Here is a 13,760-nt window from a genome sequence, read left to right as displayed (position 1 = left end):
AAACGGAGGATTTCGGGCAAAAAATGTGTCCCTCGATCCTCACTGAAAGTCGATGGATGTCGAACTGTCCCTGAAATTTTAAATACCGATCCGCGACCAATCCCGTCGATGCCCGACCTCGAAACACTCTCCGAGCGCGTGTCCACTCTCGAACGAACGGTGACCGGCGGCGAGATGCCCGAGTTACAGGACGACGTGGAACTCCGTAGGACGACCACCGAACTCACGGCACGCCTCGACGAACTCGAAGCGAAACAGGACGAACTCGAAGCCGCCATTTTGGCGCTCCGTGGCTACGTCGGCGACGTTCGTGCCGTCAACGCCGACGTGGAACGACGGGCCGACGCCGCGCTTGCGACGGCCGAAGACTGTCAGGACCGACTCGAAACGCACGAGTCCTGCAATTCCCGTCCCTCCCACATCGATTTCGATCGAACTCCTCCGGAGCAGGGCACCGACACAGAACCACAATCCCGCTCCGAGATTCCGCCCCTCGAATCGACGCGTCCCGACGATCACGCCGAATCGAACGGACGCTCGTTGATGACGCGTCTCCGAGGGCTACTGTGAGCGTCCGTACAGTTCTCGCCGTAGTGCTCGCGGTCGCACTCTGTAGCATCTCCCTCCCGGCAATCGACCACGCGCGGACAAGTCGGGCGACGTACCACGCAGAATCGGCGGTGACGACCGTTTCCCGTTCGATGACCGACCTCGCGGACGAAAACGCCGTTCCCTTCGGGGACGACGGCGAATCGAACACTCTCGATTCGCTCGGCGCACGCAGAGTGGTTTCGCTATCGCTCCCCGCCGAATCGGTGACGACCGGGAATATCGAGTTCGTCGCGGTCGGCGGCGTTCCCGAAAACGGACGAATTCCGAAGGACGAATCCGGGGATGTACTCGCCTATCGCGTCGGCGGCACGACCCACGTTCGACACGTCCCGTTCGACGTGCGTGTCGTAACGACGGACGCCGACCACGAATGGTCGGTCGAACCGGACGGAACGCCGCTCGTCGTTCGCGCGCCCGACCGAATCGACATCGCGCTGTTGTTGGTCGAGTATCGCGGGAAGCGCACCGTCCTCGTCGTTCCGGCGGCTGAAATTTAAATCGGAAGACGCGACCACGGGCGACCATGTGGAACCCACTGTCGAAATCCACCGACGACCGTGACTGCCGCTGTGACCCCTCGTTCGACGGCACGACGTTGGTCGTCGATGCGAACGACTGCTCGGGACGGGGAACGCTCGAAGACCGCCCCGCTTGCCGCGCGACGGTTCTGGATGCGCTCACCGACCGCGACGCCGACTGTATCGTGATACGCTCCGAGGGCGTCGAACGCACCTACGATGGCGACGGTGCGGCGTTTCTCTCGGCGGCCGGTCGATTCATCGACCGCGTCACCCCACACGACGCCACGCTCGCCGAACGAGCGCGTTCGGACCCACTCCGGGCGGGTTTCGACGCCGTCGGAAGAGCGCCGCCCGTGGTCGATATCGCCGCCGAAACCGGGTTCGCGGAGGGTGTCCATCGGTTCGCCGACTACTCGACGCTCTTCCGGCCGTTCGTCGGGCCAACCATCGCTCGTTCCCGAATCACCCTTCGTCCACCGGCGAACGCCCGACTGGACGACCAGTACACGCTTTCGACCGGTGCGACCGTTCGATACTACGACACCGACTCGGCGGATTCGGCCACCGACGCTCATCGAACCTACCATCTCGAACCGGTGGAGTACACCCTCGACGAGGATGCGTTCGGGACGCTCGACCGGGCCGCAACGCTCCTCGCCGACGGCGGAGTCACGGGGGGAAAACGAGCACCAGGGCGGGCGGTCAGGACGGTTGCTGACTCGACCGAGGCCGTCGATACCCTCTCCCCCGTCCTCGAAAAATACACGCAGGGGTACGGCGTCCTGTCCGACCTATTCGCGGATCCCGCCGTTTCGGACGTTTTCGCAACGGCTCCGGTCTCACAAAACCCACTTCGCGTGCGGGTCGACGGTGAACGGATGCGAACCAACGTTCGCCTCACCGACGACGGTGCGGCCTCGCTCGCCTCCCGGTTCCGTCGAACGAGCGGGCGAGCGTTCTCGCGGGCGAGTCCGACGCTCGATGCCGTCGCGGAGGTCGATGGCACGAGCGTCCGTGTCGCGGGCGTCACCCGCCCCGTCAGCGACGGCATCGGCTTCGCCTTCCGCGTACAGGGCGAGGAACGATGGACGCTCCCGGCGCTGGTTGCCAACGGAACGCTTCCGGCGGACGCCGCCGCACTCCTTTCGGTCGGCGTCGAACGTGCGGGAACCGGACTCGTGGCCGGTTCCCGTGGCGCGGGCAAGACGACGCTTCTCGGAGCGTTACTCCGGGAACTCCCTCACGAGGTTCGAACGGTCGTCCTCGAAGACACGCCGGAACTGCCGATCGAGACGCTGCAAGACGGTGGGCGCGACGTGCAAGCGCTTCGAACGACCGCGAACGACGACGAACCCGGACTTCGCCCCGACGATGCGCTTCGGACGGCCCTTCGATTGGGGGACGGTGCGCTCGTCGTCGGGGAAGTTCGCGGCGAGGAGGCGAGCGTCCTCTACGAGGCGATGCGAGTCGGCGCGAGTAGTAATGCCGTCCTCGGAACGATCCACGGCGACTGTGGCGACGCGGTGTACGAGCGGGTCGTCACCGACCTCGGCGTCCCGCCGTCGTCGTTCGCGACGACGGACTTCGTCGTCACGGCAGAATCCTACGAAATCGACGGACAGCACGGCAAACGCGTGAAGCGCATCGAGGAGGTCGTTTCGAGCGGTGGGGTCGAAACGAACGGGTCCGAAGCGAATGGAATCGAAGCGGACGGAACCGCCGTCCGCTTCGAACCGCTGTACGAACGACGGGACGGAAATCTCGTCTCGACCGGACGAATCGAGCGCGGTAACAGCATCTTCGTAGCCTCGCTCGCGAAATCGGCGGAGACGTATGCCGACGTTCGGGCGGCCCTCGCCGCCCGAACTGAGGATATAGAACGACGGGTCGAACGGACGAATCCGTCGTTCGAGGCCACGACGAAACGCTTGAACGGGGTCGGTGATCCGGCGTGATCCTCGAATCCTTCGAAACGCTGTGTTCGTCCCTCGCCCGGCTTTATCCGTGGCAAGTCACTTCGGATGCCGACATCGACCGAGCGATGGGATTTCTGAACGGAAACGTCGGAAGTCGCGAAGTCGCCCGTGCCGCAAACGCCGCAGCGATCCTCGGGTGCCTCGTCGGAGTCATCAGTGGCGCATTGGCGGAACCGGCGCTCCGCTTCGTGGTCGGTGGCCTATCGGTCGCTCTCGCGGTCGGTGTCTCGGCGTCGCTTCGACGGGTTCCCGAACTCCTCGCCGCCGCGAAACGGACGCAGGCGCTCGGCGACGCGCCCGACCTCGTGGCCAGGGCCGTCCTGTGGATGCGAATCGAACCGACGGCGGAAGGTGCCGCCGCGTTCGCGTCACGGACCGGTGACGGGTCGCTCGCGTCGAGTCTCGGCGACCACGTTCGCCGCGCGGCCGGGTCGCCGACGTCCGGATTGACGTCGTTCGCGGCGGAGTGGGAATCGTGGAATCCCGCGCTTCACCGTTCGATGGTACTGATCGCGGCGGCGAGCGAGGCACCGGCAGGGGAACGAAAGCGGACGCTCGACCGCGCGCTGACGGCGATTCTCGACGGCACACGGGAACGGATGGCCGAGTTCGTGACCGAAATTCGGGGACCGGCGACCGCACTGTACGCGTTCGGGGTTCTGCTCCCGCTTGCGCTCGTCGCGGTACTTCCGGCGGCGAAGACGGCGGGAGTGCCCATGTCGCCTGCCGTATTGGTCGTCGGGTACGACGTTCTGCTCCCCGCATTGTTGTTGGGCGCAAGCGTTTGGCTGCTCACCCGGCGGCCGGTCACCTTTCCGCCGCCGGACGTGTCGCGGTCGCATCCCGACGTTCCAGACGAGCGATGGCCCGTCGTCGCGCTCGGTCTCGGCGCGGCGGGTGTCGCGCTGATCGTTACGACGCTACTGCTACCGAATTGGACGCGCTGGATCGCCTGTGGTGGCTGTCTCGTCGGTGCACTGTCGGTCGGATCCACGCGTTCGACCGTCCGCATCAGGAATCACGTTCGGGCGGTCGAGTCGGGGCTCACCGACGCCCTCTATCTCGTCGGTCGACGGGTGAACGAAGGACAAGCAGTCGAGGCGGCCATCATCGTTGCTGGCGACGAATTCTCCGGGGAGACGGGTGCCGTCTTCGACCGGGCGACACGGATTCAGCGACAGCTCGGGATGGGGGTCAAAGAGTCGTTTCTCGGCGAGTACGGCGCGCTCTCGACGGTTCCCAGTCCCCGCGCGAGGAGCGCGACCGCGCTCCTCGCGCTCGCCGCCAGCGAAGGGCGACCTGCCGGGGGTGCCGTGGTGGCGATGGCCGACCACATCGACGACCTCCAGAGGGTCGAACGGGAGGCGCGGCGCGAACTCTCGCAGGTCACCGAGACGCTCCGCCACACGGCCGCGATATTCGGGCCGCTGGTTTCGGGTGCGACCGTCGCACTCGCCGGAGAGATGGCGAGCGTCGGGGGGTCGTTTGGCGGCGGTGGCGCGTTTCCCGTCGGCGTGCTGGGACTCGCCGTCGGCGTGTACGTCCTCTTCCTTTCGACCATCATCACGACGCTCGCGGTCGGACTCGAACACGGTCTGGACCGGACGTTGGTCGGGTATCGGGTCGGCCAATCGTTGCTGTCGGCGACCGTCGTCTATCTCCTCGCGTTCGTCCTCGCCGGAGCGCTGACGTAGTCCGCCGGTCGGATGTCGTCCGAACGGCGTTCAGTTCGATTCGCGTCTTCGTTTCCAGAACCGACGAAGGTCCCGGACGAGGAACACGACGACACCAACGAAGCCAATAGCGACGACCAGATCCGATGAAATTCCGTCGTAGAACTCTCGATGTACAGCACGAATCGTTTCGTGCGAGCGTTTAAGTACGAAAACGGGACGACTCCGGCCCATGTTCGACGCACCTCTCGACGCGTGGTACGTTTGGCTCGGTGTCGCAACGGTGAGTCTCGCCGTCTTCGGCGTCGCCATCGAACTGCCGACGTCGCCGCCTCCCGACGCCGCCAGCGTCGCCGACACGGTCGATTCCGTCGCTGGCTGTACGTACTCTGCAACTGGGGAACATCCGCTTACAGCACGGCAGATTCGACTCGGTCCCCGCCGTCTCGGCTTGCGCGACGATGGCGGGACCGCACACGCGACGTTTCGATACGGCCCGGTCATCCCCGTGTTCGGGGCTGGCGACGGTTCCGATGGGAAATTGCGCCGCATTCTGTCCGGCACGCCGCCATCAGCAGTATTCGACTCGTCGGATGCGTTCCGGCGGGCGGTTCGTACCGCTCGAAATCGACGGCCGTCGTGGAAACGGGCGGAAAGCAGGCTTCGCGTGCGCTGTGTTTCGTGGGGGGGAGTCGATGCGACGCTGGTCTCGGGCTAGGGCGCAGACCGAACCGATCGCTGCCCTCGTCGCCGTCTTCGCCGTCTGTCTCGGTTTGCTCACCTACACCGGCGTCCTCGGAAGCGCGATGCCACGGTCCGAGCGAACGCTTGCGCCGACGACACTCTCGGCGGCCCAGGATCGAATAACTTCGAACGAAATCGTCCATCCTGACCGTCTCGAAGGCGTATCCACCGCGAATCCCGACGGCTATCACCTCAACGTCACCCTCTCGGCAGGGTCACACGAATGGCACGAAGGGCCGATACCCCCGAAGAACTCCGACGCCACCGATGCAGCGACGGCAACCGTGAGCGTGCATGTCGGTCCCGGAGACATCTACCCGGGCACGTTGCGCGTGGTGGTGTGGCCATGAGGGCCATCAGTACCGTCGTCGACGTGACGCTGTGTCTGTTGTTGGTCAGTGCCAGCGCCTTCGTCCTCGTCGGCGCGAAGCCATCCGACTCGCCGATTCGAACGCGGACCGCCGAATCGACGGCGAACGTCCTCGAAACGGGCACGGCGAACGTGAACTACACGATTTCGTCCGATTCCGTAACGGCCCACCCGACGACGCACGGCACGCTCGCCGAACTCCTCGGGCAGGCCGCACTCGCCAACACGACGATTCGCGGAACCGAGTTGTCACCGACGAGCGATTCGTTCGAACGCGCGGTCTCCCGGCGGGTGCAGGAGCGACTCGGATATCCCGCCGACAGACAATTCCTCGTCCGATGGGAACCGTATCGGGATTCCGAACTCGGTGGTCGGTTCGCGCTCGGCGAATCACCACCCCGCGACGTGGACGTCCACGCCGCCGTTCGCTCGATTCCGAGCGGCATGCCACGGGTTCGAACGCGAGCGCTCGACGCCGCCCGTCGTGACGGCTATCGCGGCGTGGCTCGCGTCGTCGCCGCCGGAATCGTCTCCGGATTGGTTCCGAACGAATCCACGAGGATGGCCCTTCGAGACCGTGAAACAGGAATCGTCGTCGCGCGTCGATTTCGACGGTTGATTCGGTCGTACGACGCGGTGGATTCGGCGTCTCCCCGACTCGATAGCCAGCAGACGAGGCGGGCGCTCATCCACGCGATGGCGAGAACGATCGAATCGGACATTCGAAGGTCGTTCGGGACGCCGACCGATGCCGCGCGTTCGGTCGCCGTCGGACGAACCGAACTCGTCGTCAGGACGTGGTCCGCATGAGGTTCGCCGACGACACCCGAGGCAGGGTTCCGTTCGCGCTCATCGGCGTCCTGCTGTTGGTCGGGAGCGTCACCTTCGCGGGTGCGTTGGTCACCCGACAGTCACCGCAGGTGAACGAAAACGTCGATCGAAGCATGCGTAGCGTGACCGCTGGTACCCACACCGCACTCCGAGAGGCGGTACAGCAGGCCGGGCGAGCGGCGGCCGCTCGACCACTCATCGAACCGTCGAACACGACCACGGGTCGGATCATCAACGACTCCACCCCGTTCCGCGATTACCTCCGTCTTCGAATATATCTCGCCGCCCGCCAGCGGTTACGCTCCGTTTCGGTGCACGTCGGTGACGTTCGTGCGACCGCGTCGCTCCGGGCCACGCCGAACGCGGTTGCGCTCCGGCGGGCGAAACAACGGGTCCACATCGAACCGGTCGGGAAGCCCACTGAGGCGGGCCTCCGCGTCCGAATCGAGAACGTGTCGCTCCGTGCGACTCGTGACGGTACGACCGTCGCCAGTGCGGAAAAGGAAATAACGCTCGTCGTGGAGACTCCCGCCCTCGCGCTCCACGAACGCGTACAGCGATTCGAGCGACGGCTGAACAACGGGCCGCTCGACCCCGGACTCGGCCGTCGATTGACCGCGCGACTGTACGCCGTGACGTGGGCGCGGGGGTACGCCCAGTACGGCGGTGCGCCGATCGCGAACGTGCTCGGCAACCGCCACATCGAACTGATGGCGAACGGCGCGGTTCTCGAAGAACAGCGGAAATCGTTCGGGGTCAGCGACCCGCGCGGACGGCAAAGTCTTCGGCGCGCTACCGCACGAGTCGGTCTGACCGATCTCCTCGTGCCGACGACCCAACACGGTGAACTGTGGACGAATCTCGTCCTCGACACGGCCGACTCAGCAACCGGCGGGGACGGCGACTTTCGAACGATTTCTTCGCCGAGTAACTCGGCGTATTCTCCCGAGACGAAGACGAAAATCGGCGTGAATCGCTCGGCGGACCGAGCGTTGCTGGATCTCATCGACGGCGGAACGTCGAGCGAACTGGCGTCGGCGGTCGGGTCGGCGTACCGCGTTTCCGCCCGCTCGGTCACGACGGTTCGACACGTCCACGACGAACACGAACCACGACTGCACTCGCCCGGAGGGAACTGGACGCTCGTCGGTCAACGGACGAAAACGCACACTGTCGTCGAAAAGGCGGGAGAATCCTCGAACTCACCCGGAACGCCGAGCGGATGGCACCTCCTCTGGACGGGTGCTCGCCGCGTCGTGCAAAAACACACGGTGATCCGGCGGTGGAAACGCGAGAACGGGTCCAGCGGTTCGCAGCGAGGTCGTTCGAGGAATCGTGCGGACCGTGCGGATCGAGCGGCGCGAAAGAGCCACACCACGAAAACGACCCAACACTGGACGGACGAGTTCGTCGTCTCCCTCGGGGTCGCGGGTGATCATCGGACGACCGAACGCGCACCGGTTCGCCCGCTTCCGACGGCGTACGAACCGGGCGGGCCGTTTTCCGGACCGAACCTCGCCGACGTTCCCGGAAAGGCGATCGAACGACTCGTCACCGACCGTGGCGGAGCGGACGAACTCGCACGACGTGCGGTGTCCGGAACGCTGAACACGCAACCGGTGACGATACAGGGGCGGTATCCGAGCCAAGTTCGGTCGTGGGCGTACAGCGACGTACGGGGGCTCCGAAACCGGGTTCGAAACCTCTCGGTGACGGTCTCGCGCGGAAATCTCGCGGCGGGAAAGACGAACCCGGCGTCGAAACTCGCACGCGTCCTCCGTGCGCGCCGGAGCGAACTCATCGACGCGCCGTCGAGCTACGACAGCGCAGCGGATCGGGCTCGATACGCGGCCCGTGCTACGTACCTCGATTCGGTCATCGATCAGCTCGATAGCAGGGCCGATCGTACTCGACAGGAGCAGAAGGGTTTCGAGGAGGCTGTGAAGGGTGCCACCGGAATCCCGCTCGACCGGATTCAACGGATTCTCGCCGCGCGGACGAACGTCACGTCGCCGTCACGGCATTCCTTGCAGACGGCCGGTCCCGGCGAGCCAGTAAACCTTAGCGTCGACGGTGCACCGCCGTATCTCACGCTCTCCGCCGTCGAGCATCGCCACGTCTCCGCCGTGCCGCAGGGAACGACGGCCTACCCGCTCGCGGCGCGAAACGTCAATCTCTTCACCGTCCCGTCGGGCGACATCTCGGACACGATCACGTCGTTGCTGTCGGACGGACGGGAACCGGAACGGGTGAGCGTTCGAAAGGCTGGCTTCGCCCTGCGGGCCGCGAACGAAACGCTCGCCGGTGGGGCGAATGCGTCGCTCCGCCGCCAGCGGGACGAACTACAGCGCAACCTCGACGCGTCGCTCGACGATATCGAGCGACGCGTGGGAACGGAACTCGCCACGAGCGATGCGGTCGATCTATCCGATTCGGAATCCCGTGCGGCAGTTCATCGAGGCATGGCACGCTGGCGAACGACGGCCGATCGGGCGATCGCCGTGACGAACGGTTCCGCCGCCACGAGTATCGCACGAGCGATCGAACTGCAGTCTGGCGGGGGGAAACACTGGACACGGATGCAACGCGATGCGGTGACGCTCCGAATTCGGTTCGGCCTCGAATCCGCACGGAAGAACGCCGACGGTGTGGAAGAATCGAGCGTCAAACCGGTCGTGAAGGCCGCTCGAACGGTGTTGACCGAGAAACTGAAAGGGGCGGCCCAGGGGTACATCGAGAAGCGCGTTCGGCGGCGAATGAACGAATCGATCAACGAAACGATGGCGAACATGCCCGCGGGACTGCCGGTCACGCCGGTTCCCGGCTATTGGTACGCCACGGTCAACGTCTGGCAGGTGGACGTCTCGGGGACGTACGCTCGGTTTACGGTCCGTGCACGCGAGGGAGCGCCGACCTCGCCGGGTGCGTCGGTCGCGTACTGCCGACAGGCCGGAATCGTTCGGTTGGACACCGACGGCGATGGTGCCAAGGAGACCGTTGGACGGACGACGCCGGTTTCGTTCGATACGGGAACGACCGTCATCGTCGCGGTCCCACCGGGAAAGACTGGCGTGGGTGACGTGGACGGGAACGCCGACGAACGCTCATCCGGGTGGGGAAATCGGAGTGACAATCCATTTGACGCCCGCGTCCTTCGTGACGACCATGCTCTACGACGAGATAGATGACCCCGGCGAGACGACGCCGACGAGATTGCACGAGGAGTACTTGGCAGAACTCGCGGAGACGATCACGTCGGTCGGCCCCGACGAAGTGGTAGACGGGACGGACCTCGACCCGGAAATGGTCGAATCGGTCGCCGACGGCGAGCAGGTCGACATGACGCTCGAAGACGCTGCCGCGATTCTCGCGACTGCGGACGGAATGCCCGATTCGGACTCGATCCTCCTCGAAGTCCGCGACCACCTGTTGATGGGAATGACGACGGGCGTAGTGGACATCGACACGCTCGCGAGGGAGATCGACGGCGACCTCGAAGCGCGCGCTATCCAAAAGAAAATCGAGGGGCGAGGACCGATGACGCTGGACGAGTACGCGCGCATCCACCACGCTATCGCCAAGCGAAACGACCGATAGCAGTTTCAGGGAAGTTATCCGCGTTCCGTTCGAAGGAAAGATATGAACGTCGGAGTACTCGGTTGCGGCTACGTCGGTCTTGCACTCGCGCGTGGACTGCTCGCGGATGGACACGACGTTGTCGGTGTTCGGCGGTCTCAGGACGGTCTCCAGGCGGTCGAGGAGGTCGGTGCGGACGCCGTACAGGCGGACGTGACGGACGCGGATTCCCTCGCGTCGATTCCCGACGTGGACGTGCTCGTCTACGCGGTGAGCGCGGACGGCCGCGACTCGGAGGCGGCGCGGACGGCGTACGTCGATGGATTGCGGACGACCCTCGACCACTTCGCGGGTCGGAGTTCGCCGCCCGAACGAATCGTCTATACGTCGAGTACGGGAGTGTACGGCGACAGGGACGGGGAGTGGGTGGACGAATCGACACCGTTGGAGCCACGAACCGAACGGGAGGGGATTCTGGCCGAGGCCGAGGAAATCGTGCAGGAGGACCGCGGGTGGGACTGGACGATCACTCGGTTCTCGGGCCTGTACGGTCCGGATCGCTATCGGTTGGAACGGTATCTGGAGGGTCCGGTCTCCGACCGATATCTGAACGTGATCCACCGCGACGATGCGGCGGGCGTGATTCGATACCTCCTCGAAACCAGAAACGGGCGGAACGAGGTCGTTCTCGCGACGGACGACGAACCCGTCCGGAAACCGGTGCTGGCGGATTGGCTCGCGGACGAGTGTGGCGTTTCCCACCCGCCGCGGGCCGAACCGACGAGCGAGCGGGCGCGAGCGAGCAAGCGCTGTTCGAACGAAAAACTCCGCGAAATGGGCTACGAATACCGCTATCCGACGTACCGAGAGGGGTATCGGACGGCAATTGACACGTATCAATAGTTCCGAATCGTCTGACACCTGTAACCGTTGGGAAAAGTTCTTGGTTTCCCCTATCGACTTCGAGGGTATGGAGTTACGGGCCGACCAGTCGGTTCAGGGGCTGTTCCGCAGTGCGCAACTCTACAGTTCCGACAATCCGATGTTGGTCGTCGGGGGCGTCCTCGGTGCGATCGTGTTGGTGGTTTCGGCGTGGCTGGTCGTCCGCTGGATTCGGCGACCGAAAGGGGCTCGGCTCAAACGGGCGTTAGCCAAACGGGACGAACTCGTCGTCCTGTTGCACCCCAATCCCGACCCGGATGCGATGGCGTGTGGTATCGCGATCGCGTATCTCGCTGAAACGGTCGGAACGGACGTAACACTGCAGTATACAGGACAGATACGACATCAGGAAAACCGCGCGTTCCGAACCATTCTCGACCTCGAACTCGACCGCGTCGAACACGTAACCGACCTCGCTGCTTCTACCATCGTTCTCGTCGATCATAACACTCCGCGCGGATTCAACGGCGCGGAACGGATCGAACCGTACGCCGTCGTCGACCACCATCCAGGAAACGGTACCGGCGAGGTGTTCACGGACAAGCGAACGAAGTACGGCGCGTGTTCGACCATCGTCGCGGAGTACTTCGACGACCTCGGAGCGACACCCGTCGGTCCGGACGAGATTCCGCCCGAGGACGAGTTCGTTCTCCCGTCCCACATCGCCACCGGCTTGCTGTACGGGATACAGTCCGACACGAAACACCTGACGAACGGCTGTTCGGCGGCGGAGTTCTCGGCGAGTGCATACCTCTATCGCGGCGTGGACGAGCACCGACTCGACCGAATCGCGAACCCGCAGGTGAGCGCAGAAGTGCTGGAAATCAAGTCGCGGGCGATCACGGAACGGGAGGTTCGCGGCTCCTTTGCGGTCTGTAACGTTGGCTCGCTCTCGAACGCCGACGCGATTCCGCAGGCCGCGGACGAACTCATGCAACTCGAAGGGGTGACGGCCGTCGTCGTCTACGGCAAGCGCGAGGACACGCTCTACATCTCGGGACGGTCGCGCGACGACCGAGTTCACATGGGAAAGGCGCTGCAGGCGGCCGTCACGGACTTCCCGGGTGCCAACGCCGGTGGGCACGCACGGATGGGTGGCGGGCAAGTGCCGGTCGAATCGGCGGTCATCGCCGGGGGGATGGAAGCGGGTCTCTGGTTGGACCGGGAGTTCATCGACGGAATTTTCGATGCACTGAACGGGAACGTCTGACTGTCGATCGTCGCACTGCTTGTACCCGATTCGACGATGACAACGAACGAGTGACGGGGGTGACTAGTATATCATTGAGTAGAACAGTCGGGATAAAGACGACCTTTTTATCCTTTCGCCGTCTGGGGTGGAGTACCGAATGAGTACGCTGGTGGTGTGTGTCGATCGAAACGACGACATCGGACGCAAGACGGGGCTGGAGATGCCCGTCGCGGGATGGGAAGCGGTCCAGGCGCTCGTCACCGATGTCGGGTTGGCCGATCCCGAGGATTCGAGTGTCAACTGTCTTCTCGAAGCGCTCCGCGTGGCCCGCGACCTGCGGGACGAAGACGAGGAATCGATGGTCGCCGTCATCTCCGGTACCGCCGACACGCGCGTCGGTGCCGACCGCGCTGTGGCCGCCCAACTCGACGACCTTATCGCGGAACACGACCCCGACTCGACGATCATCGTCATCGATAGCGCGGAGGACGAACGCCTCGTCCCCATCGTGGAGAGTCGCGTCCGGGTGGACGCGGTGGACCGCGTGGTCGTCCGGCAGGCCCGCGACATCGAATCCACTTACTACCTGCTGAAGCAGTTCCTCGCGGACGAGGAACTGCGCCAGACCGTCCTCGTGCCGACCGGCATCGCGCTCATCGCGTTCCCAGTGTTGCTGTTACGGTTGGGGCTCGCCATGGCGACGTCCGCCATCGCGGCCGTCGTCGGCCTGTTCGCGCTGTACAAGGGACTCGCCATCGGGTCCTATTTTCGCAACCTGCCCGGCGAGGCCCGCGACGCCCTCTACTCCGGGCGGGTTTCCATCGTCACCTACGTCGTCGCCGTGGGACTATCGCTCATCGGCGTGTTCGCCGGGGCGCTCCGAGCAGCGCCGATGGACTCCACCGGCAACGTCCTCATGACCGCGATGGCGTTCGTCTTCGAGAGCGTCCCGTGGATAGCCGTGGCCGCGCTCACCGCCAGCATGGGTCGCTTGCTGGACGAGGCCATCCGTAACGACAGCGTACGGAACTCGTATCTCAACCTGCCGTTCGGCGTGCTCGCGGTCGGGTTGGTCGTCCGCGGGTTCTCGGCCTACTTCCTCCAGCGCGCCGGAAAGATCAAGCCCGTCGTGATTCCCCAGATAATGGTCGGGCAGACGACGATTCAGCGACTCACACTCGACCCCGGAACCCGACTCGCGGTGTACGTCGTCCTCGGCGTCCTCGTCAGCCTCATCGGCGTTCGCGTGGCGTCCTACATTAGCGGGACGACCATCAACGAGGAACTGGCCGAGTAACCGAGGTTCATTTATTCCCCGACTCG

Annotated in this window: 12 protein-coding genes; all 12 read left to right on the top strand. The window is 64.7% G+C overall.

Translation table 11 applies throughout. The annotated features are described in order from the left end of the window. Window positions 1-108: 108 nt before the first annotated feature. The 12 genes from NKF25_RS18710 (at window position 109) to NKF25_RS18655 (ending at window position 13,734) form a co-directional block, all read left to right on the top strand. Window positions 109-570: a hypothetical protein gene (locus tag NKF25_RS18710; RefSeq protein WP_253228163.1), complete on the top strand. Its 462-nt coding sequence runs from the start codon at window positions 109-111 to the stop codon at window positions 568-570. Further along, window positions 567-1,109 carry a hypothetical protein gene (locus NKF25_RS18705; RefSeq protein ID WP_253228162.1) on the top strand — a complete coding sequence of 181 codons (543 nt, stop codon included), beginning with the start codon at window positions 567-569 and terminating at the stop codon, window positions 1,107-1,109. Before NKF25_RS18710 ends, NKF25_RS18705 begins: the two co-directional genes overlap by 4 nt. Window positions 1,110-1,135: 26 nt before the next feature. Further along, window positions 1,136-3,088 carry an ATPase, T2SS/T4P/T4SS family gene (locus tag NKF25_RS18700; RefSeq protein ID WP_253228161.1) on the top strand — a complete coding sequence of 651 codons (1,953 nt, stop codon included), beginning with the start codon at window positions 1,136-1,138 and terminating at the stop codon, window positions 3,086-3,088. Then, on the top strand, window positions 3,085-4,803 hold the full coding sequence (locus tag NKF25_RS18695; RefSeq protein ID WP_253228160.1) for a type II secretion system protein: 1,719 nt from the start codon (window positions 3,085-3,087) through the stop codon (window positions 4,801-4,803). The genes NKF25_RS18700 and NKF25_RS18695 overlap by 4 nt, the downstream gene beginning before the upstream one ends. Window positions 4,804-5,014: 211 nt before the next feature. After that, window positions 5,015-5,500 carry a hypothetical protein gene (locus NKF25_RS18690; RefSeq protein ID WP_253228159.1) on the top strand — a complete coding sequence of 162 codons (486 nt, stop codon included), beginning with the start codon at window positions 5,015-5,017 and terminating at the stop codon, window positions 5,498-5,500. Then, entirely contained in the window at window positions 5,478-5,876 is a 399-nt protein-coding gene (locus NKF25_RS18685) for a hypothetical protein (protein ID WP_253228158.1), read from the top strand. Before NKF25_RS18690 ends, NKF25_RS18685 begins: the two co-directional genes overlap by 23 nt. Next, window positions 5,873-6,706: a hypothetical protein gene (locus NKF25_RS18680; protein WP_253228157.1), complete on the top strand. Its 834-nt coding sequence runs from the start codon at window positions 5,873-5,875 to the stop codon at window positions 6,704-6,706. Before NKF25_RS18685 ends, NKF25_RS18680 begins: the two co-directional genes overlap by 4 nt. Next, entirely contained in the window at window positions 6,703-9,915 is a 3,213-nt protein-coding gene (locus tag NKF25_RS18675) for a hypothetical protein (protein WP_253228156.1), read from the top strand. Before NKF25_RS18680 ends, NKF25_RS18675 begins: the two co-directional genes overlap by 4 nt. Continuing rightward, window positions 9,893-10,324, top strand: coding sequence for a DUF5791 family protein (locus NKF25_RS18670; protein WP_253228155.1), 432 nt, complete (start codon window positions 9,893-9,895; stop codon window positions 10,322-10,324). Before NKF25_RS18675 ends, NKF25_RS18670 begins: the two co-directional genes overlap by 23 nt. Before the next feature lie 42 nt (window positions 10,325-10,366). Further along, window positions 10,367-11,206 (top strand): SDR family oxidoreductase, encoded by an 840-nt coding sequence (locus NKF25_RS18665; RefSeq protein ID WP_253228154.1) that lies wholly within the window; start codon window positions 10,367-10,369, stop codon window positions 11,204-11,206. A gap of 67 nt (window positions 11,207-11,273) precedes the next feature. Further along, complete coding sequence (locus NKF25_RS18660; protein WP_253228153.1) at window positions 11,274-12,455, top strand: bifunctional oligoribonuclease/PAP phosphatase NrnA; 1,182 nt, start codon at window positions 11,274-11,276, stop codon at window positions 12,453-12,455. A gap of 139 nt (window positions 12,456-12,594) precedes the next feature. Then, entirely contained in the window at window positions 12,595-13,734 is a 1,140-nt protein-coding gene (locus NKF25_RS18655) for a DUF373 family protein (protein WP_253228152.1), read from the top strand. The last annotated feature ends 26 nt before the right edge of the window (window positions 13,735-13,760 follow it).

This window comes from Haladaptatus sp. AB643 (assembly GCF_024136975.1).
GTDB lineage: Archaea > Halobacteriota > Halobacteria > Halobacteriales > Haladaptataceae > Haladaptatus.
This window is presented reverse-complemented; position numbering and strand designations above follow the sequence as displayed.